Source organism: Streptomyces capitiformicae (assembly GCF_002214185.1).
Lineage (GTDB): Bacteria > Actinomycetota > Actinomycetes > Streptomycetales > Streptomycetaceae > Streptomyces > Streptomyces capitiformicae.
In genome coordinates, this window is the sequence record NZ_CP022161.1 from 1487541 (window position 1) to 1504930 (window position 17390).

18 protein-coding genes and 1 pseudogene are annotated in these 17390 nt (G+C 68.6%); 9 read left to right on the forward strand and 10 right to left on the reverse strand.

Translation table 11 applies throughout. The annotated features are described in order from the left end of the window. Nucleotides 1-12 precede the first annotated feature (12 nt). The gene (locus CES90_RS06605) at nucleotides 13-762 is read left to right on the forward strand and encodes a CTP synthase C-terminal region-related (seleno)protein (RefSeq protein WP_189780421.1); all 750 of its coding nucleotides are present in this window, start codon (nucleotides 13-15) and stop codon (nucleotides 760-762) included. Here the strand turns inward: CES90_RS06605 and cyc2 are convergent. The 3 genes and pseudogenes from cyc2 to CES90_RS06620 all read right to left on the reverse strand — a co-directional run bounded on the left by cyc2 (nucleotide 750) and on the right by CES90_RS06620 (nucleotide 3908). After that, complete coding sequence (gene cyc2 / locus CES90_RS06610; protein ID WP_189780422.1) at nucleotides 750-2957, reverse strand: germacradienol/geosmin synthase Cyc2; 2208 nt, start codon at nucleotides 2955-2957, stop codon at nucleotides 750-752. The genes CES90_RS06605 and cyc2 overlap by 13 nt on opposite strands. A gap of 215 nt (nucleotides 2958-3172) precedes the next feature. Further along, a pseudogene (locus CES90_RS06615) lies at nucleotides 3173-3479 on the reverse strand (4a-hydroxytetrahydrobiopterin dehydratase). An 18-nt stretch (nucleotides 3480-3497) separates the two neighbouring features. Next, entirely contained in the window at nucleotides 3498-3908 is a 411-nt protein-coding gene (locus CES90_RS06620) for a hypothetical protein (RefSeq protein ID WP_189780423.1), read from the reverse strand. A gap of 122 nt (nucleotides 3909-4030) precedes the next feature. Between CES90_RS06620 and CES90_RS06625 the strand changes: the two genes are divergently transcribed. From CES90_RS06625 to CES90_RS06635, 3 genes are all read left to right on the forward strand, one after another. After that, complete coding sequence (locus CES90_RS06625; RefSeq protein WP_189780424.1) at nucleotides 4031-4240, forward strand: hypothetical protein; 210 nt, start codon at nucleotides 4031-4033, stop codon at nucleotides 4238-4240. Further along, nucleotides 4237-4461 carry a hypothetical protein gene (locus CES90_RS06630; protein ID WP_189780425.1) on the forward strand — a complete coding sequence of 75 codons (225 nt, stop codon included), beginning with the start codon at nucleotides 4237-4239 and terminating at the stop codon, nucleotides 4459-4461. Before CES90_RS06625 ends, CES90_RS06630 begins: the two co-directional genes overlap by 4 nt. A 526-nt stretch (nucleotides 4462-4987) precedes the next feature. Next, nucleotides 4988-5323, forward strand: coding sequence for a hypothetical protein (locus CES90_RS06635; RefSeq protein ID WP_189780426.1), 336 nt, complete (start codon nucleotides 4988-4990; stop codon nucleotides 5321-5323). A gap of 210 nt (nucleotides 5324-5533) precedes the next feature. Here CES90_RS06635 and CES90_RS06640 read toward each other — a convergent pair whose 3' ends face one another. Then, nucleotides 5534-6169 carry an IS5 family transposase gene (locus tag CES90_RS06640; protein WP_189780427.1) on the reverse strand — a complete coding sequence of 212 codons (636 nt, stop codon included), beginning with the start codon at nucleotides 6167-6169 and terminating at the stop codon, nucleotides 5534-5536. After that, nucleotides 6166-7005 carry a hypothetical protein gene (locus tag CES90_RS06645; RefSeq protein WP_229913527.1) on the reverse strand — a complete coding sequence of 280 codons (840 nt, stop codon included), beginning with the start codon at nucleotides 7003-7005 and terminating at the stop codon, nucleotides 6166-6168. The genes CES90_RS06640 and CES90_RS06645 overlap by 4 nt, the downstream gene beginning before the upstream one ends. A 357-nt stretch (nucleotides 7006-7362) precedes the next feature. Here CES90_RS06645 and CES90_RS06650 point away from each other — a divergent pair, with 357 nt between their 5' ends. Both CES90_RS06650 and CES90_RS06655 read left to right on the forward strand, forming a co-directional pair. Continuing rightward, complete coding sequence (locus tag CES90_RS06650; RefSeq protein ID WP_189780428.1) at nucleotides 7363-7731, forward strand: reverse transcriptase domain-containing protein; 369 nt, start codon at nucleotides 7363-7365, stop codon at nucleotides 7729-7731. Then, nucleotides 7728-8093 (forward strand): group II intron maturase-specific domain-containing protein, encoded by a 366-nt coding sequence (locus CES90_RS06655; RefSeq protein ID WP_208921406.1) that lies wholly within the window; start codon nucleotides 7728-7730, stop codon nucleotides 8091-8093. The genes CES90_RS06650 and CES90_RS06655 overlap by 4 nt, the downstream gene beginning before the upstream one ends. Nucleotides 8094-8310: 217 nt before the next feature. On the opposite strand, the gene CES90_RS06660 is transcribed toward CES90_RS06655, so the two are convergent. The 4 genes from CES90_RS06660 to CES90_RS06675 form a co-directional block, all read right to left on the reverse strand. Further along, nucleotides 8311-9480, reverse strand: a complete 1170-nt coding sequence (locus CES90_RS06660) for a penicillin-binding transpeptidase domain-containing protein (protein WP_189780429.1) — start codon at nucleotides 9478-9480, stop codon at nucleotides 8311-8313. A gap of 38 nt (nucleotides 9481-9518) precedes the next feature. Then, on the reverse strand, nucleotides 9519-10673 hold the full coding sequence (locus tag CES90_RS06665) for a damage-control phosphatase ARMT1 family protein (RefSeq protein WP_189780430.1): 1155 nt from the start codon (nucleotides 10671-10673) through the stop codon (nucleotides 9519-9521). Then, nucleotides 10666-11274, reverse strand: a complete 609-nt coding sequence (locus CES90_RS06670) for a hypothetical protein (RefSeq protein WP_189780431.1) — start codon at nucleotides 11272-11274, stop codon at nucleotides 10666-10668. The genes CES90_RS06665 and CES90_RS06670 overlap by 8 nt, the downstream gene beginning before the upstream one ends. 122 nt (nucleotides 11275-11396) lie before the next feature. Further along, nucleotides 11397-13211: a S8 family peptidase gene (locus CES90_RS06675; protein WP_189780432.1), complete on the reverse strand. Its 1815-nt coding sequence runs from the start codon at nucleotides 13209-13211 to the stop codon at nucleotides 11397-11399. A 747-nt stretch (nucleotides 13212-13958) separates the two neighbouring features. Between CES90_RS06675 and CES90_RS06680 the strand changes: the two genes are divergently transcribed. After that, nucleotides 13959-14906, forward strand: a complete 948-nt coding sequence (locus CES90_RS06680; RefSeq protein WP_229913528.1) for a lytic polysaccharide monooxygenase auxiliary activity family 9 protein — start codon at nucleotides 13959-13961, stop codon at nucleotides 14904-14906. 13 nt (nucleotides 14907-14919) lie between these two features. On the opposite strand, the gene CES90_RS06685 is transcribed toward CES90_RS06680, so the two are convergent. Beyond that, the gene (locus tag CES90_RS06685) at nucleotides 14920-15573 is read right to left on the reverse strand and encodes a Tat pathway signal sequence domain protein (RefSeq protein WP_189780433.1); all 654 of its coding nucleotides are present in this window, start codon (nucleotides 15571-15573) and stop codon (nucleotides 14920-14922) included. A gap of 728 nt (nucleotides 15574-16301) precedes the next feature. Between CES90_RS06685 and CES90_RS06690 the strand changes: the two genes are divergently transcribed. Next, nucleotides 16302-16964, forward strand: a complete 663-nt coding sequence (locus CES90_RS06690; protein ID WP_189780434.1) for a DUF6230 family protein — start codon at nucleotides 16302-16304, stop codon at nucleotides 16962-16964. After that, nucleotides 16961-17356 (forward strand): DUF6114 domain-containing protein, encoded by a 396-nt coding sequence (locus tag CES90_RS06695; protein WP_189780435.1) that lies wholly within the window; start codon nucleotides 16961-16963, stop codon nucleotides 17354-17356. The genes CES90_RS06690 and CES90_RS06695 overlap by 4 nt, the downstream gene beginning before the upstream one ends. The last annotated feature ends 34 nt before the right edge of the window (nucleotides 17357-17390 follow it).

The window sequence follows — 17390 nt, forward strand, 5'->3', positions numbered from 1 at the left end:
AGGATGACGGACATGACGAACAACGCGGCCCAACCCGCCTCCCGCACCGCCCGGCTCGCCCTGGTCGGCGACCGCTCCCCCGACGTCGTGTCCCACACCCGGATCCCGCGTTTCCTGGACTCTCTCGCGGAGCGTGACCGGCTCGTCCTCGACGCCTACTGGATCCACTCCGAGGACGCCGCGGCAGACCCGGAAGCCGTGCGCGGTTTCGACGCGGTGTGGGTGGTGCCGGGCAGCCCGTACCGCAGCGAGGCCGGTGTCCTCTCCGCGATCCGCACCGCCCGTGAGCGGGGCATCCCGTTCCTCGGCACGTGCGGCGGCTTCCAGCACGCGCTGCTGGAGTACGCCCGCGGCGTGTGCGGTCTCACCCAGGTCGCGCACGCCGAGAACGACCCCGACGCCGGGGACTTCCTCATCGAGCCGCTCGCCTGCTCCCTGGCCGGCCATGAGGCGACGGTCCAGGTCGAGCCCGGCTCGCTCGCGCAGTCCGTGCTGGGCGCCGAGCGGTCGGTCGAGCGGTACTCATGTCACTACGGCCCGTCCCGCCACCTCGACACCCTGCGGGCACACGGCCTGCGGTTCTCCGGGCACGACGAGGGCGGGCAGGTGCGGATCGTCGAACTGCCCGGCCATCCCTTCTTCCTCGCGACTCTCTTCCAGCCCGAGCTCTCCGGCGACGGCTGCCGCCCGCACCCGTTCGTCCGGGCACTCGCCCGGGCCGCGGTCGAGCACGCGGCCCGGGCGGTACGTCAGCCGGCGTGAGCCGGCACGAAGGGGCGAGCCGGGGGCACGTCCGGGACGAAACCGTGGGCGCGGCGGGCCAGGAAGTCGGGCTTGTAGCGGTCGACCCGGCGGTGCCAGTTCAGGATGCCGGCCATCCAGTTCTGCAGGTCGGTCACATAGCCGGCCATGATCTCGCGCGCCTCCTCGGACAGCTCGAAGTCGTCGTGGACGACGGGGAGTTCATGGGTGACGACGTGCTCGAACTGCCGCATGCGCTGGGTCATCAGGTCGTGGACCACATGGAGCGCGGTCGGGTAGTCGCAGCCGAAGAAGTTCTGCACGACGAGGATCGCGTTGTGGACCTCGCCCTCGTACTCGATCTCCTTCTGGTACGAGAAGACGTCGTTGATGAGGCACGCGTAGTCGATCGCGGCGTTCTCCAGCGACTGGACGGGTCCGCTGCGGTAGACCTCGGGCGGGATCTGCGGGCCGTGGCCCATCCGGCACATGCTCAGGGTGAGGTCGGAGCCGAAGGTGGCGCGGCGCATCTCCAGGTAGTCGACCGGGTCGGGGACGCGGTGGTGGAGCTGGTTCATCACCTCCCACACCCAGCTCTCGGTCATCTTGTCGACGGACGCCTTCAGCGTGCGTCGTTCGTCGGGGGTCATCCGCGCCGTCGTCAGTGCCCACAGGTCGATGAGTCCCCGTTCCATCCCGTTGACCGGAACGGGGGCCGCCTCGCCCTCGACGGGCATGCAGTCCGACAGCCGGGCCGTGGTCAGGCGTGCGGCCGCGAGGTCGCGGCGCTGGCCGAAGACGAGGGGGTAGTAGTCGTCGCCGTAGGTGCCCCAGGCCAGCCAGCGCGAACTCAGGTCGAGCGCCTCGGGGGTCGCGTCCGGGTCGATGCCGGCGGCACAGAGCGGGAGGTCAGCGGCGGCGAGCTTCTCCTCGTCCCAGACTCCCTCGCTCAGCATGCCCATCGCGTGCGTCCAGCCGACGAGGCGGTCGCGCGCACCGTCCAGGTGTGGGGAGAGCTCCACCTGGAAGGGCATGTAGAAGTCGGGCAGCAGGGACGGTCCGACCTTCTGGTACGGCACATGACTGTGGGCACGCAGTCGCTCCGCGGCGGCCGACGCGAGCAACGCGCCCATGTCGGCGGCGGACGTGCCGAACCCGGCCCGGGTGACGAGCGCGGGGCCGGACAGCACCGCGCCGCCGAGGTCGAGCGGGCCCCGCGCACCCGCCGCCCCCTTGTTCATGTAGCGGCTGGACCGCATGTGCCACTCGTGGCCGCCGGACTGCCAGTCCTGCAGCCCCTTCGTGTACGCCGCTACGGCCGCGACCTCGGCCGGGGAGAGGCCCTTCTCCAGGGCCAGCGCGGGCACTTCGGTGAGCGCGGTGTGCTCGAACTGGTGCAGACGGGAGGTGAGGATGTCGTTGACCGTCTCCGCGGCCCGCTGCGTGCCGCAGTCGAAAAAGGTCTCCAGGACGAGTACGCCATTGCTGTTCTCCCCTTCGTCCTCGACCTCCCGCTGGTACGAGAACAGGTCGTTGCGCAGGTGGACGGCATCGGAGAACGTCTCCATCAGGACCCGCAGGGGGCGGGAGTCGGCCACGGACGCGGGGACTTCGGCGGTCGCGTACTCGACCAGACCGGCGGACCAGGGGGCGCCGCCGACCTTGCGGCGCATCTCGATGTACTCGACCGGGTTGGCGATCCGGCCCTCGTTGATGTTGGACAGCTCCCACAGGGACTCGTTGAGCAGATGCTCGGTCGCCACGGCGAAGCGGCGGCGCCAGTCCATCGACATCGACGGCACCGTGCGCGCCCAGAGGTCGGCGAGGCCCGCCTCCACCGGGTTCTGCGGCTCCGGTACGGGCGTGTTGAGGTCCAGCGGCATGAAGAGCGGGAGTCGGTCGAGGTGCGCCTTGCCGCCGGGGCGGTCCTGGGAACGTTTGAACAGTTCCAGGAAGTGGTCGTCGAAGAAGAACACCCACACGTACCAGTCCGTGATGAGGGAGAGTGCGGGGCCGTCGCAGTCGGGGTGGGTGTACGCGCAGAGCAGGCCGTAGTCGTGGGCGTCCAGGTCCTCCTGGTCCCATACGCCGGAGCCCTCCAGCATGCCCATCCGCCTTGCCCATTGGGTGGAGTGGGTTCGGGCCTCTTCCAGGTGGGGGTTCAGGCGGGCGGGGTACGGCATGTAGAAGTGGGGGAGGGTGAACGGCTGCGTCATGGGCGGGCCCTACCCGGCGCCTGGGGCGGGCATCCGGGTGGGGGCACATGGTCACACCATCGCGTGAATCCAAGGCAGTTCCCTCGCCCTCGCCGCCTTTGTCGCCCTTCGGGCTCGTCCTCAAACGCCGGACCACTCAGGGATCATCACCTGTCAAGGACCCTTTTTTTCGCGGCGCGAAGAAGGGCGAGGGGTACACACCAGACGCGTACCCCTCAGCTGTCGAGTGGCTCAGCCATATGTGCCTGCGCGATGGCGTCGATACGCCGGGCGAGATCGAAGTCCGCCTCGGTCAGTTTGCGGCCGGCGTCGTGCGTGGTGATCGAGAACCGCACCTCCCCCCACCGCAGGTCGATGTCCGCGTGGTGGCTGATCAGCCGCTCGATATCCGCGACGTGCACGATCACCGCCACGCCACCGTGATACCGGATCCCGAACGAGCGGGTGATCTCATCCCCCTTCACGCCGCCACCCCGGCACTGACTCCAGAGCGGCCGTGATCTCGTCCTCGGTCAACGGCACCGGTGTATCTGCCACGCTTCAACTCCCCTCCGTCACAGGCGCCAGGACCTCGGCGAGGTCCTGGCCGACCGGGGCATCCTGCCATGGCAGCATCGCCCGTTGAAGGGTGACCAACTCGCGGCACAAGCAGGCCGATCGGGTCTCGACGGCGATGTCCGCCACCGTACGAACAATTTCCAGCGCCTGATCCGGCTCGCCCGCGCCGGCGGCTGCGGTAGCGTGCCGGGCGAGGTACACGCCGCGGTCACGGCGCGCGGTCTCGGGGACGACGTCGAGGACTTGCGACCACAGAGAGACGGCCTCGACGCCGAGGCCGAGCCTCCCGTAGCAGGTGGCGCGCTGCACTTCGAGGTAGCCGGGCGTACGACGACACGCGTTCCCCCACGGAAGGTCGTCGTTCCCGGCCATGGCCGGGACGTGGCCGTGCATGGCCGCAGTGTGGCCTAGTTGCGCCTTGTCATACTCACCCATCATCCCCGTGTGACCACCGAACGTACACGGAACACGACGGACCGCTCCATGGCCGGTTGGCTCAGTGGGGAGTTGGGTTGATGACCGTACAGAAGACGACGATGGACCCGCCCGTCAGCCTCGGCCTCCCGCTGGACGAGCCGACGCCGCCCGACGACTGTGGGGTGTGCACGGCGTTGGCCAACGAGCGGACCGAGGCCCGAGCGCGGGGTGATCTGTCGCGAGTCTCGGACCTGAACGTCGAGATCCGCAACCACCACCCGGCACGCCGTAAGCGGAGGCGGACATGAACCGCGGAGAACGGAAGCAGCGCGGCACGTCCGGCAGGACCAGTCATCCGCAGCAGTTCGTGCTGCCGGATCACCTTCCTGGCGAGGATGAGTACCGGGTCTTCATGGCCCACCTGACGGGGTGCGCGGACTGCGGGTACGGGCAGGTCCAGTGCGGGAAGGCCACCGAACTGTGGCATGCGTACAAGGTGGCCAGGAGACCCGCGGAGAGACGCACATGAGCGTCGGGGTCGGCGCGCACGCCCGACACGAAAGACCGTGGTCTCCCCCGAAGCTGTGAGGCACGGGCCTGATGATCTTTCCGCTGTGGCGTTGTTCGGTTCCAGTCGAATCAGGTCGCGGATCCAGCCACCGACAGCCCAATCTGGAGCAGGGGGAAGCAGTGGTGCTGGTCGCCTGGGGCCGCCAGCGCCATGTCCTCCTCACAAGGAGAGGACGAGATCGCATCCCGACCAGCTGACGCCGACCAGACCCCGGGTACGTACGGGCCGAGCTGGGCCTTTGCACCCACGGGAAAGGATGTGGCCTACGTTGGCCAAGGGTGTCAGCGTAAGGCGACCAGAAACCCTGGAACGTTTCAGGACCATCAGGCTCTTGCTGCCGGTATCTTGACGCTGCGTCAAACGCATGCGGCAGCACCCTCGTCTTCACCAACGCGAGGTCCGAGTTCGACACCATGGGGGATACATGAACGTACGCAAAGCATTCATTGCGGCAACCGCAGTTGCGGCACTCGGCGGAGCAGCCATGCCCAGCACCGCCAGCGCGGCGTCGAATGGCGGAGTTACCGTTCAGAGGTGCAACCCTGACGGCGTCCACGACTACCTCAAGGTAGCGGGCACCCACTACTCAGGGTGGTACAGCACCGGTGACTGCACGGGCGAAATCAAGATTGCCCCCGACACGAACCGGTACATCAAGGTCTGCTTCTACCCGCAGAACGCCGACAACTACTGTCAGTCCAGCTACAAGCTGGCCACAGCCAACAGGTTCAAGACGATCGCCACGGACGTAGGCAACGGAACCCTGTTCAAGTTCTACTTCCGGAGCACCGCCCGGTCGACCGGACAGCAAGTCTCCTAACGCGCCCGCGCCGAGAACGTGTGGTCCCCACTCGTCCTTCAGCCGGGGACCACACTTTCTTTCAGTCTCATCCATCACCCCGTTCCAGGAGCGGCCTGCTCCCGGAAGCTCCCGCCCCCCTCCGGGGGATGATGCCCTGCCGCAGGGCCGCTGCCTCCGGCCGCTGAGAAGCAGTCCTCTTTCCGGACCTGAAGTGCGGGTTTCTGCAGGTCAGTCGTGACTTTCGCGTTGGCCGGGCAGGCTGGGCACATCCGATTCGTTCGAGAGGGCGTGGAGGTCGCGGGTGCCGTCGATGCGGGCAGTGCTGGAGAGTCGTGAGAAGGCTGCTCTGGCGCGGGTGGAGGGGCTGCGTTTGACCACCTCAACGGTGAGGTCCAGTTCGCGGGCGGCCCAGTCGACGAGGGGGCCGGTGTAGCCGCTGTCAGCCCAGAGCAGCCGCAGTCGGCGAAGTCCCTCACGCAGCGTGGGCAGCATCTCCTGAGCGGCGTCCCGATCGGGGGTCGAAGCGGGCGTGACCAGCACCATCAGCAGCAGCCCGAGGCAGTCCACGATCACGTGCCGCTTCCGCGGCTTGATCTTCTTGCCCCCGTCGAAGCCGCGTGAGTCGTTCTTGACGACTGCGTCGGCCTTCACCGACTGCGAGTCCGCGATGGCGGCGGTGGGCTCGGCGCTACGGCCTTCCGCCTTCCTTGCTCTGTCGCGCAGACGGTCGTGGAAATCGCGGATCAGGCCGTTGTCCCGCCAGCGGCGGAAGAACGCGTAGACACGCTTCCAGGGCGGGAAGTCCGCGGGCAGGTTCCGCCACTTGACGCCGTTGCCGACCAGGTAGCGGATCGCGTCGATCATCCAATGCCACGAAGTAAAGGCTCAGTTGACGGTGTCAAGGCTCCGGGAAGAGGGATCTTGTACGTACTCGGTGCCGTACGGATGAGTCGGCCGTTGCGCGCCCAGTAGCAGAGCTGCGCGTTGAAGCCGCTCAGCACACGCCCGGTGGCGATGAGGCCGAGATGCCCTGCGATGTCGCGGGCGTGCATGGCCTGGTTGGAGTTCTCCGCCAAGATCCGGCAGACCTGTCCCCAGCGGCCGGAAGCGGCCCGGTCTGCGGCATGCGTGGTGGGGAGAGCCGGTGGATGCACGGTGATCACAATGGCGGTGATCGGCGTACTGTCGCGAGGCCGCCCGTCGCGGTTCCAGATGTTGTAGCGAGATGTACCGCACTTGACGATGCGAGCGGACAGCCGCATTCGGCTCTTGGGCAGCAACGCCTTCAGGACGCGGGTGCCAATGTGTCCTACCAGGTCAAGGCGTCCGCTCGGAGTTGCGGCCGCAGCCGTCCCAGCGACGCCAACGACCGTGTCGCGCGCGGCCTCCAGGGCCACGGTGAAGCCGGCCCGATCGGGATCGCAGCCAGGCACTGTCTCCACTGCGGTCACCATCATCGAGCGCAGAGCCTGGTAGATGGTCAGGAGTGCCCACATCTCCTGGGTGAGGCCCACCGGGTCCTTCGACCGTAGAACGCGCCCTTTGAGCATGGTGTGACGCAGTGCCAGATAGGCGGTCTCGATCTCCCAGCGCTCGTGATAGAGACCGACCAGGCGGTCTGCTGGGTCGGTGCGGTGGTCGCTCAGCGTGGTGAGCAGACGATAGGTTCCGCCGGCAACGCGGCCCGCACCACCACCCACTCGGCATCCGTCATGTCCGACCCGTAGCAGGGCCGTGCGACGGTGGAGTGGTCCACTCTGCGGTTCGCGGTGATGACCCGGCAACCGGCAACCCACGTCATCCCAGCAGGCCTGCTCGATACGGCGGGAGGAGCGACTCCTTTGCTGTAGCAGTACAAGAGCAAGGCGACCAGGCTCGCGGGCGGGTAGGCCGCCCCTCCCTGCCGGTCGGCACGGTAGCGGTCCTCGAAGGCCGAAAGATCGAGCTGCTCGACGACGTCGAGCACCTCCAGCACAGGTGCTCAGCCCAAGCGGTCCGCGATCGACGCGTGCGAAACCGTGCGCGTTTCCGTGAACCAGGGCGTGGTGGGTCGGCCGATGCTGAAGCTGATCCGGGCCTGGCTGCGGATGGGAGTGCTGGAGGGCGGGGTGACCTCTCCGACCGGGGCGGGAACCCCGCAGGGCTCGCCGGTCTCCCCGCTGCTGGCCAACATCGCCTTGCATGTCCTCGACGAGGCGTGGCAGGACGAGGGTCACCGGTGGGGGGTGCTGGTGAGGTACTGCGATGACTTCGTGGTCCTGTCGCCGACCAGACAGCGGGCCGGGCAGGCCCGGCTGCTGGCGGCGAGGGTGCTGGAGCGGCTCGGGATGCGGTTGCACCCGGAGAAGTCCGGTATCACCTGTCTCACCGGGGGCGGGCAGGGTTTCGCATTCCTCGGCTTTCACCACCGGAAAGTGGAGTCGTGAAGTGGCGGGGCAAGTACTACTTGCAGCGGTGGCCCTCGGCCAGAGCGATGCGGGTGCTGCGGGACAAAGTCCGTGCGGCCACCGTCATTTCGAAGGCTGAACGGCCGCTGTCCGCTGTGGTCGCCGAGCTCAACCCCGTGCTGCGGGGCTGGGAAGCGTACTTCCGTAACGGGAACTCCGGGCGGAAGTTCAACGCGGTCGACGGCTACGTCCACGAGCGGCTGGCTATCCTCGCCAGCCGAAAACACGGCCTGCGGGGTCGGAACTGGGCCATCTGTTTCACCCACGGGTGGATCACCCGGCTCGGGGTCTACCGCCTTACCGGAACCGTACGCAGGGCGACGGAGCATGCCAGTCGGTGAACGATGTCGGAAAGCCGTATGCGGGAGAACCGCACGTACGGTTTGAAGCGGCGGGGGCTGGAAACGGAGCGGAAGCCACCGCGCCAGTCCCCGACCCTACTTACAGAACGTCACATATCACCGGTTCTGACACAGCTTCTAGCCCCAGAGGGATCGCGAGCGCGCAGGCGAGGCCGAGGCCCAGTCCCCCAGGAAGGTCGCGCCGAGGCGCAGCCGCTCAGGAAAGGGCCTCGGTCATCGCCTCGGTGGCCCGTATGGCCGCCTTTTCGTCGGTGTCTGGGCCCGTCACTCGGGCGACGAGGGCTACGGGGTCGCCCTGCGCGGTGGTGGTGTAGGCCAGGGACCAGGAGGAGGAGTCGCCGTCGCCGGTGTCGGTCGGGGCCCACTGGCGCTTGTCGCGTACCGCGGGGAACAGCTGGTCCGCCGTGGCCGCCGAGACACTCCGCACGAGCGGTAGCTCCCTTACGCCCGCCATCCGCGGTCGCACCAGCTCGCCTCGGTCGGCGAGGGACGCCGCTACCCTGGCCAGTTGGAGCGGGGTGACGGTGATGTCGCCGTCCTGGTAGCTGTCGTAGGTGCTCTTCGAGACAGGCTGAGGGGCACCCTGATTGGCGTCGTTGAAGCCGAACTTCTCGGCGGTCTCGCGGAGTTTCACCTCGCCGAGGTCGTCGGCCATTTTCACGAAGACCGCGTCACAGGACCGGGCGAGCGCCTGTCGTATGGTCGCGTTCGCACACTGGCCCGTGCCGCCGGTCGTGGGTTCCTCGACCGTGTCGTACAGGCCGTTCTCCAGGGCCGCTGCGGCGATCACGATGTTGAACGTCTCACCGGGGGCGGTGGCCTCCCGGAGCGGGCGGTTGAGCATCGGTTCGTCCGGGTCGTCGTTCGCCTTCTTCCAGGCTTCCTGGTCCTTCGAGGTGTTGCCGGCGAAGGCCGTCGGGTCGTACGAGGGTGTGCTCACGACGGCGAGCAGGTCGCCGGTCTCCGCGTTGAGCGCGATGGCCGCCCCGCGCTCTCCGCCGAGTTCCGCGAAGGCGGCCTCCTGCACCGCCGGGTCGATGGTCGTCTCGACGTCCTCGCCCCTGCTGTATTTCAGCGAGTCCTCATAGATGCTCTCCAGCCCGGAGCTGCCGAACGCGAGCGAGCGGTAGCCGGTGACGGGCGCGTACAACTCGCCGTCCGTGTAGATGCGTTGGTAGGGGACCTTCTCGTTGTCGCTCGGCTCCGATCCCGTGACGGGCTCGCCCGCGACAAGGATGTCGCCGTATCCGCCGGACGTACCGACACGCGAACTCGTCGTCTTCTCCGCCTCGTTGGGCGTATCCGGGTCTTCGGTGCAGCCGGTGAGCAGCGCGAGGAGTCCGGGCACCGCAAGGAAACGTCTCATGATCGACCGCATGCCCATACTCTAGAGAAAGACCTTCGTCAGACCCTGACCTGGATCAACGCCCGGGTCCCGCTCGTGCGCCACCGCTGTCCCTCCGCCGCCACCAGCGCGGCCTCCGTCTCCGCGTCCAGGCCCACGATCACGTCGGACTTGAGGGTGCGCAGGGCGGCTACCGGGCCGGGGAAGTACGCGGTGGCCGCGGCGAAGGGGGTGGTGGGTGGCCAGAGGCGGTCGCCCACCAGGCGGCGGTAGTTGAGGTCGCCCTTCAGCAGGGTCAGGTCGGCGGAGGCGAACTCGTCGCGCAGGTCGGCCGGCATGTCCGCGTACGGCAGCGGGGCGCAGGAGAAGGGGTGGGCGCGGAGGATGAGGCGCCCGTCCGACAGGGCCGACCACAGACGTTGCCCGGCGGCGGTCTTCGCGGCGACCAGGTGGCGTACGGCGTCGAGGGTGTCGGCGGTGGTGGCGTCGGAGACGAAGTACGGGTACGGCTTCAGGTGCAGTACGGCGCGGTCGAAGTGGCCGTGCGCGAGGAGGTGGTCGATGAGGAGGAGGTCGGGGATCAGTTCGCGGCCCGCGTTGTCGGCGACCAGGCAGAGCAGGCCCCTGCCCGAGCCGTCCGTCAGCAGCGTCGACAGCAACTCGCTGTCGTCCGCGACCAGTTGGGAGTGGGCGGCCGCGCCCTCCTCGGCGGTCTGGATACGGAAGCCCAGGTCCGCGCGGTTGCCCCAGAGCGAACCGTGCAGCAGGGCCTTGAGCTGCTCGGGGAGTGGCTGTTCGGCGAGGGTGTCGAGGGCGGTGAGTTCCGCGGCCGCCTCGGGGGTGTCGAGTTCGGCGAGTTTGAAGGGGCGGAACGGGTCGACGCCCTGCCAGGGGCCGGGGGTGAAGTAGCCGACGGCGTTGAGGAGTTGGCGGTAGAAGCAGCTCTCGGCGGCGAGGAAGGGCAGGGAGAACCAGGAGCGGCCGGCGTGGCGGCGTACGTTCCAGGTGTCCCACCACGCGTCGTCGGCCGGGGGTGCGACGACGCCTTCGAGCGTGTTCTTCAGCAACTCGTCGAGCGCGCGGCGCTGTTGGGGGTCGTAGGGCGTGGCGTCCTGGACCTTGCGGATGAGGGCGGGGTGCCGTTCGGCGAGGACGCTGTGCGGGAAGGAGGCCGGGTCGTCGCTGCGGATGACCGGGGCGGCGGAGTCAGGCATGGCCGGGGGTTCCTCCGGGGCCGGCGGGCGGCAGGGAGGCGTCCTTGGCCTTGTTGTCGAGCAGCTTGTCGTAGCCGGCCTCGGTCCACACGTACTTCTTGAACTGCTCCGGCGTCAGCGGACCCGCCCAGGGGCTGCCGCCGGGGTAGAACACCGACCCGCACGCGGAGCAGTGGTGCGCGGGGCGCCAGAGCCGTTCGGCGCGTTCCTTGCCCGCCGCGACGAGCTTGCGTTCGCGTCGCTCGCCGTTGACCACCGCGATCGTGCCGATGAACAGCAGCACGGCGAGAAGCGAACCGCCGATCGTGTAGAGCGGTTTGTCGTTCTGGACGCCGCTGTGGGCGAGGCCGACGCCGATACCGGTCAGGACCATGCCTTCGAGGAAGTGCAGCACGCTGTCGGAACGTCCGTGCGCACCCGGGGACTTGAGCAGCCTGTCGGTGAGTCCGCCGCGCCGGGACTCCGGGTCGGCGCAGGTCTCCGCGACCGTGCGCACCGCCGGGGCCGTACCGCCGCAGCCGGGGCACACCGCCGCGACCGGGGGCGGGGGCGGACCGTACCCCTCCGTCTTCCCCGTCTTCGCCGTCTTCTCTGTCGACATGCGCCTACGCTAACGGGCCGCCGGACGCACATGCGCCGGCGGCCGGCCGATGCCCGCTCGCATCGGTCGGCCGCCGGCAGTGGGGGGTGGCGGTCAGCAGGTCTTCCCAGAAGCCCAGTGGCTCAGAAGGTCAGCTTCCAGCTGTTGAGCCGGCCGGTGTCCGCGGAGGCCACGTCCTGGACGCGGAGCTTCCAGGTGCCGTTCGCGGTCTCGCTGGACGCGTTCACCGAGTAGGTGGTGTTCACGTCGTCGGCGGAGTCCGAGGAGGAGGACTTCAGACGGTAGGTCGAGCCGTCGGGAGCCACCAGGTCGATGACCAGGTCACCGCGGTAGGTGTGGGTGATGTCCACGCCGACCTGGAGGGCCGACGGGGCGTTGCCGGTGCGGCCGGTGACGGAGATCGAGGACTCGATCGCGGAGCCGTTGTCCGGGATGGAGACGGCCGTGGTGTTGGTGAAGGTGGTGCCCCCCGTGGAGCCGCCGGAGCCCCCGGTCACCGCCTGCACCGTCTTGGCCGCGTCGGCGAGGCCGGCGCCGCAACCACCAGAGCACGTACCCGGCAGAGCACGCGAGTTGGTCTTGATCGCGGACTCGATCTGGGCCGGGGTCAGCGAGGAGTTCGCCGACTTCAGCAGCGCGGCGAGGCCCGCGATGTGCGGGGCGGCCATGCTGGTGCCCTGGTAGTAGGTGTACGTCTCGCTCGCCGGGCCGGCGGTGCCGGTGTTCAGCGTTGAGAGGATGCCGTTCGACGTGGTGGTCCGGGTCTCGCCGCCGGGGGCAGCGATGTCGACGACCGAGCCGAAGTTGGAGTAGTAGGTCCGGGAGCCGGCGCGGTTGGTGGCCGCCACCGAGATCACGTTGCTGCAGCTCGCCGGCGAGTAGTTGGCCGCGTTGGCGTTGCTGTTGCCCGCCGCGACGACGACCGTGGTGCCGCGGTTCACGGCGGCGTTGATCGCGCTCTGGGTCGCGCTGGTGCAGGCGCCGCCACCGCCGAGGCTCATGTTGATGACCTTGGCGACGTTGGTGTTGGCGGGAACACCGGAGACGGTGCCGCCGGACGCCCAGGTGATCGCGTCGATGATGTCGGAGTCGTAGCCGCCGCACTTGCCGAGCACACGCACCGGGGAGACCTTGGCGCCGTAGGCGATGCCCGCGATGCCCTTGCTGTTGTTGGTGACGGCGGCGATGGTGCCGGCGACGTGCGTGCCGTGCCACGAGGAAGACTGTCCCTCGGTCTGACCGCACTCCCCGGCCGCGAACGAGTCGCCCGGGTCGGCCGGGTTGCTGTCGCGGCCGTTGCCGTCGACGGAGACCGCGGTGTCGGCGATGAAGTCGTAGCCGCCGACGATGTTCGCGGCGAGGTCCGAGTGGGTGACGTAACCGGTGTCGATGACGGCGACCGTCACACCGGTGCCGGTCACCTTGTCCCAGGCGCCCGGCACGTTCATGCCCGCGGTGGACTCGAAGAGGTCCCACTGCTTGCTGTACTCGGTGTCGTTCGGCGTGGCCAGCGGCTTGTTCAGGCGGTCCGGTACGACGTAGGCGACCTGCGGGTCGGCCTGGTACTCGGAGATGACGTCGGCGACGTCCGCCTTGGTGAGGTTCTCGCCCAGGTCGACCAGGGCGGCACCGCTGCCGAGGCGGCGCTGGAAGTCGAGGGTCTCGCCGGCTTCCTTGCCCTTGGCCGCGGCGTCGGCGTCGGCGGCCTTGTTCGACTTGGCCTCGGCGGCACCGGACTTGTAGCCGACGATCAGGCGCTCGGCGACCGTGCCGGGAGCGGCCTCGGTGGCACCGGCGACGGCGGGCGCGGTGTCGGCCTTGGCGGACGGGGCCTGGGCGACGGCGACCGAGGAGGTCATGCCGGCCACCAGGGCGACGGAGACCGCGGCGACGGATATGAGCTTCCGTCCGGCGGTGCGGGGGGTGGAGGTACGCAAGGTCTTCACCTTTCGTGGCCTGCTCATGTCAGGGGAGGAGCGGCGGTGAAACGCTTCTTCATCGAAGCGGTGGGGTCCAGAAAGGGTTGGCGCCAATGCCGGCCAGGCGTGAGCTGTGAGTCAGGGGTTACCTGCGGTTCAGCTGTGCGAGCACATTAGGCAAAGCGCTGGTCATCGGGATACGGGGAAAACCCTCGGCCCCTTCGGGAACTCCCCTATCCCGTACGGCAGTCGGGCCGGATGTCGCGCTTCGGCTGTTTTGCCGACACCTTGCCGATGCCGTGCCGCCGCACCGGGAGCGGCCGGATTCGACCGGTCGAACGGCGGCGCGCGGACCGCGGCACGGACCTGTCAACTTCACCCGAGCCCTGAAGGGCCGGGCTTGGAAGTAGTGCCCAACTGGCTGCTGGGTTGGCTCCTCCGTCCAGACACCCCGACTATGGGATGGCAGGGGCGCGTGACTCACGCCCCGCATTCCACGCGTTCTCGCCGCGGTGGGCGATGGTGCGGGAAGCATTCCGGTCGGCGTGGGCAACGACCCCGCACCCCCGGCAGACAAAGCAGTGCGTCCCGGCTGAGGACAACAGTGCAGACCCGTGCGCCCGCGCAGGTCAGAGCAACCGAAAGAAGCAATTCCTCCCGAGCCCTAAAGGGCCGGGATTCCTTGCTAGATCACGTTGAACGCGGCGCTCCCGGGTCCCGTACGACACGGTGGACCGCCAGCCCCTCACCCCAGCCCCTCACCCCATGGATCGGACGTTCCGGATGTACCGCTTGTCCGCCTGCCGCACCACCGCCTTCGTCATGGCGGCGCCCCTCCTTCTGACGGCGGTGGCCGTCAGCCCTGCGGCGGCGCACGGCGCACCGACCGACCCGGTGAGCCGGGTGTCGGCGTGCTCGCCCGAGGGCGACAGTCAGGGATCGGCGGCGTGCGAGGCGGCGATCGCCGCGAACGGGGCGCCCTTCACCGCGTGGGACAACATGCGGATCGCCGGGGTGAACGGGCGCGACCGGGAGGTCGTCCCGGACGGGCAGCTGTGCAGCGGAGGGCTCGCGCCCTACAAGGGGCTCGATCTGGCCCGTGCCGACTGGCCCTCGGCCCGCCTCTCCCCCGGCAGCACGCTGAATCTCACGTACCGGACGACGATCCCCCACACCGGGACCTTCAAGCTGTTTCTGACGAAACCGGGATACGACCCCACCGAGCCGTTGGAGTGGTCGGATCTGCCCGAGGAGCCGTTCGCCTCGATCACGGATCCGACGCTGCGGGACGGCTCGTACCGCTTCTCGGCGAAGCTGCCGGCCGACCGGTCGGGGCGTCATGTGCTGTACACGATCTGGCAGAACACGAGCACCGTGGACACGTACTACTCGTGCTCGGATGTGGTGTTCCCGGCGGCGAAGAAGAAGGGGACTTCGCAGACGGCACCGGCGAAGACCGAGAAGCCCGCACCGGAGGCGTCCGCCGAGTCCACGCCCACGGAAGGATCACCGTCGCCGCTGGAGCCCTCGGAGACGCCCGGGGACGTACAGGCGGAAGTGGCCGACAGCCCGGTGGCCTCCGCGAGTGACAGCAGCGACGACAGCGGCGCCCTCGTGCCGCTGGTGGCGGGCGGCGCCACGGCGTCGGTGCTCGCCGTGGTCGCCGTCCTCCTCCTGCGCGGACGGGGGCGCCGCTCTCGGATCCGTGACTGAGCCGTGGTCTTCGTCAGTTGGTGAAGACGGAGCCGCCGCCCTGGGTGGTGTTCGTGACGGGCGCGTACTTCGCCGAGAAGTAGCCGGTGCTGAAGCACAGGGACGAGCCGGACGTCCGCGTGAACGGCTGCGAGACGAAGTTGATGCTGTTGTCGGCGTTGTTGGAGGTGCCGGTGATGCTGGGCGCCTGGTAGACGCAGTTGATGCTGCCCAGCAGGGTCCTCAGCACGACGGTGGTCTGCAGGACCGAGCCGGCCGCGGGGCTGACCTTGACGACACCGCCCGAGGTGACGGTGGTCGTGTAGGGCAGGTTGTTGACCGTGATGCTGGTGACACCGAGCACGCCGAGGACGTTGCTGGTGCAGCTGCCGAAGGTGTGGGCGGTGACGGACTCGGTGGCCGTGCCGGGCGCCGCCGGGTTGTCGGTGACCGTGGCGTTGAAGGCCGACTGGGCGCAGGAGATTCCGCTCGTGCCGGTGGCGCTGGAGTAGAACGTGCCGGCCGTGCCGGACGCGAGCGAGGCGTTGAGGGTGTCGCCGACCGCGACCGCGTCACCGGCGAGGCCGCCGGTGGTGAGCACGGTGTCGGCGGCGGAGGCGGGGCTGACGGCCGACACCATCAGGGCGGCGGTGGTTCCGACGAGGGCAAGGAGGGATCGCGTACGCATGGGGGTGCCTCTTCTCAGGATGTTCTCAGGACTTTCGGAAGGTGAGAACTGCGGGTGAACACGCGCGTCGACATCGTTCGCGCGGGGTAACGCGGCGGTGCCGCACGGCGCCGAACGGAACGGTCGCTGTCGACCCGTGACGCCTTCTCCGTACGTGACGGATCGACAGCGACAGCCGGGGCCGGGCACGGCCCAGTGAGGGGAAGGCGACCATGCCCGGCACGCGGCGAAGGGTGGTGCTGCGTTGGGCCGCGCAGCGCGTTCAGGTGTGTCACACACTCCACGCCGGCGACGGGGAGCTCGGGACGGTGACCAGCGCTGCGCGTCGGATCCGGCGCCACGGATCCGTTGGGGGAAACCCGGGAGAGTTGTAGACCTGCGGAGGAGCCAACGTCAAGGAGTAGTAAGGAAGTTGAGGCGTCGTGGGCTTCTCCTGCGGTGGTGCGGTCGAGGGCCGCGATCGACAAAGCCAAAGGTGAGCGACGTTCACATTTCACAGAGGTCGCACAACCAACATCCTTTTGTTACAAGCGCCTTGACCCTCGAATGTAACCACGGGTAACTTCCCAAATGGCTACTGCGGCGTAGCAAGTAAGCCCTTGCACCCTCGGGAGGTGTGCTCAGGCGTGCGTCGCAACCGGTGTCCGCGCCAGGACAACGTGCCTGCCTTTCCCGGCCCCGCTCAGCCCCATCTTCACTGTTCTTGCTTGTAAGTCCAGGGAGCACACATGGCCTCGTCCTCGGACGCCACGGCGTCCACCAATGAAAGACCCGAGGGTCCCGAAGCGTCCGGAAGACGTGGGCGGGTCCGTCTGAAGCGTGCCGCCGTGATGGCGGTGCCTGCCACGGCGGTCGCCGCCGGTCTGATGATCCTCACCGCCCAGGGCGCCCTGGGCGTCCAGTTCGCCATTTCCGGCATGCCCTTCGTGGTCACCGCCGACAAGCTGGAGGGCTCGGGCTTCGCCCAGTTCGGCGCGCTCGACCACATGATCGAGAACAGCCCCAACGAGGGTGAAACCGGCGGTCAGGTGCTGGTCGTGACCTCGGTCGTGAAGAGCGGCAAGCTGACCAACCTGTGCCAGAGCGTCGACCTCGGCGGCATCCAGCTCGTCCTCACCGCGGGCGACAAGTCCACGCCGGTGAGCGTGAAGAACCTGGCGATCGACTCCGATGACATCAAGGGCGACGCCTCGTTCAACAACATCGAGATCGGCCGCGACTCCAGCACGTTCGACAAGGTCGACCGGCAGGGCCCGCCGGGTGTCTACGGTCAGCAGGCGGACACGGTCACCATCACCGACCTGTACCAGCACAACTACGCCGCCACCGCGGCCGTCTTCAAGCTCCCCGACCTGCACATGAGATTCCAGAGCGAGGGCTGCGAGCAGTGAGCCGATTCCGGGAATGGAGGGGCCACCGGCCGTTCGCCGGCGGGCTGTTGCTGGTGCTGGGCGGCGCGGAGATTCTGGTGACCATGAAGGCGCCGCTGCCGGTCATCCTGAAGATCGGCATGCAGGGGCTGGCGGGCTACCTCCTGCCCTCGCTGATGATCGTGTGCGGGGCGCTGATCCTTTTCAACCCCGCGCAGCGCCTGTTCTACTCCATCCTCGGGATCATGCTCTCCCTCGGCACCTGGCTCACGTCCAACATCGGCGGCTTTGTTGTGGGGCTGCTGTTGGGGGCGGTGGGCAGCACGCTGACGTTCGGGTGGCTGCCGGACCAGGAACCCCGACGTAAGCGCTCCGCCGAGCGGCCGGAAAAGCACGCCGCAGAGCTCGGGTAGCCGAGGTTGTTCGGCGGGTGCGGGCGATTTTGTG

Excerpts from the sequence above, each read along its gene's own strand:
- CES90_RS06635 (WP_189780426.1), top strand. The coding sequence starts at position 4,988 with ATGCCCAGCACCGCCAGCGCGGCGTCGAATGGCGGAGTTACCGTTCAG.
- CES90_RS06640 (WP_189780427.1), bottom strand. The coding sequence starts at position 6,169 with ATGATCGACGCGATCCGCTACCTGGTCGGCAACGGCGTCAAGTGGCGG.
- CES90_RS06680 (WP_229913528.1), top strand. The coding sequence starts at position 13,959 with ATGGATCGGACGTTCCGGATGTACCGCTTGTCCGCCTGCCGCACCACC.
- CES90_RS06670 (WP_189780431.1), bottom strand. The coding sequence starts at position 11,274 with ATGTCGACAGAGAAGACGGCGAAGACGGGGAAGACGGAGGGGTACGGT.
- CES90_RS06685 (WP_189780433.1), bottom strand. The coding sequence starts at position 15,573 with ATGCGTACGCGATCCCTCCTTGCCCTCGTCGGAACCACCGCCGCCCTG.
- cyc2 (WP_189780422.1), bottom strand. The coding sequence starts at position 2,957 with ATGACGCAGCCGTTCACCCTCCCCCACTTCTACATGCCGTACCCCGCC.
- CES90_RS06625 (WP_189780424.1), top strand. The coding sequence starts at position 4,031 with ATGACCGTACAGAAGACGACGATGGACCCGCCCGTCAGCCTCGGCCTC.
- CES90_RS06660 (WP_189780429.1), bottom strand. The coding sequence starts at position 9,480 with ATGAGACGTTTCCTTGCGGTGCCCGGACTCCTCGCGCTGCTCACCGGC.
- CES90_RS06690 (WP_189780434.1), top strand. The coding sequence starts at position 16,302 with ATGGCCTCGTCCTCGGACGCCACGGCGTCCACCAATGAAAGACCCGAG.
- CES90_RS06650 (WP_189780428.1), top strand. The coding sequence starts at position 7,363 with ATGCTGAAGCTGATCCGGGCCTGGCTGCGGATGGGAGTGCTGGAGGGC.
- CES90_RS06620 (WP_189780423.1), bottom strand. The coding sequence starts at position 3,908 with ATGCACGGCCACGTCCCGGCCATGGCCGGGAACGACGACCTTCCGTGG.
- CES90_RS06630 (WP_189780425.1), top strand. The coding sequence starts at position 4,237 with ATGAACCGCGGAGAACGGAAGCAGCGCGGCACGTCCGGCAGGACCAGT.
- CES90_RS06605 (WP_189780421.1), top strand. The coding sequence starts at position 13 with ATGACGAACAACGCGGCCCAACCCGCCTCCCGCACCGCCCGGCTCGCC.
- CES90_RS06665 (WP_189780430.1), bottom strand. The coding sequence starts at position 10,673 with ATGCCTGACTCCGCCGCCCCGGTCATCCGCAGCGACGACCCGGCCTCC.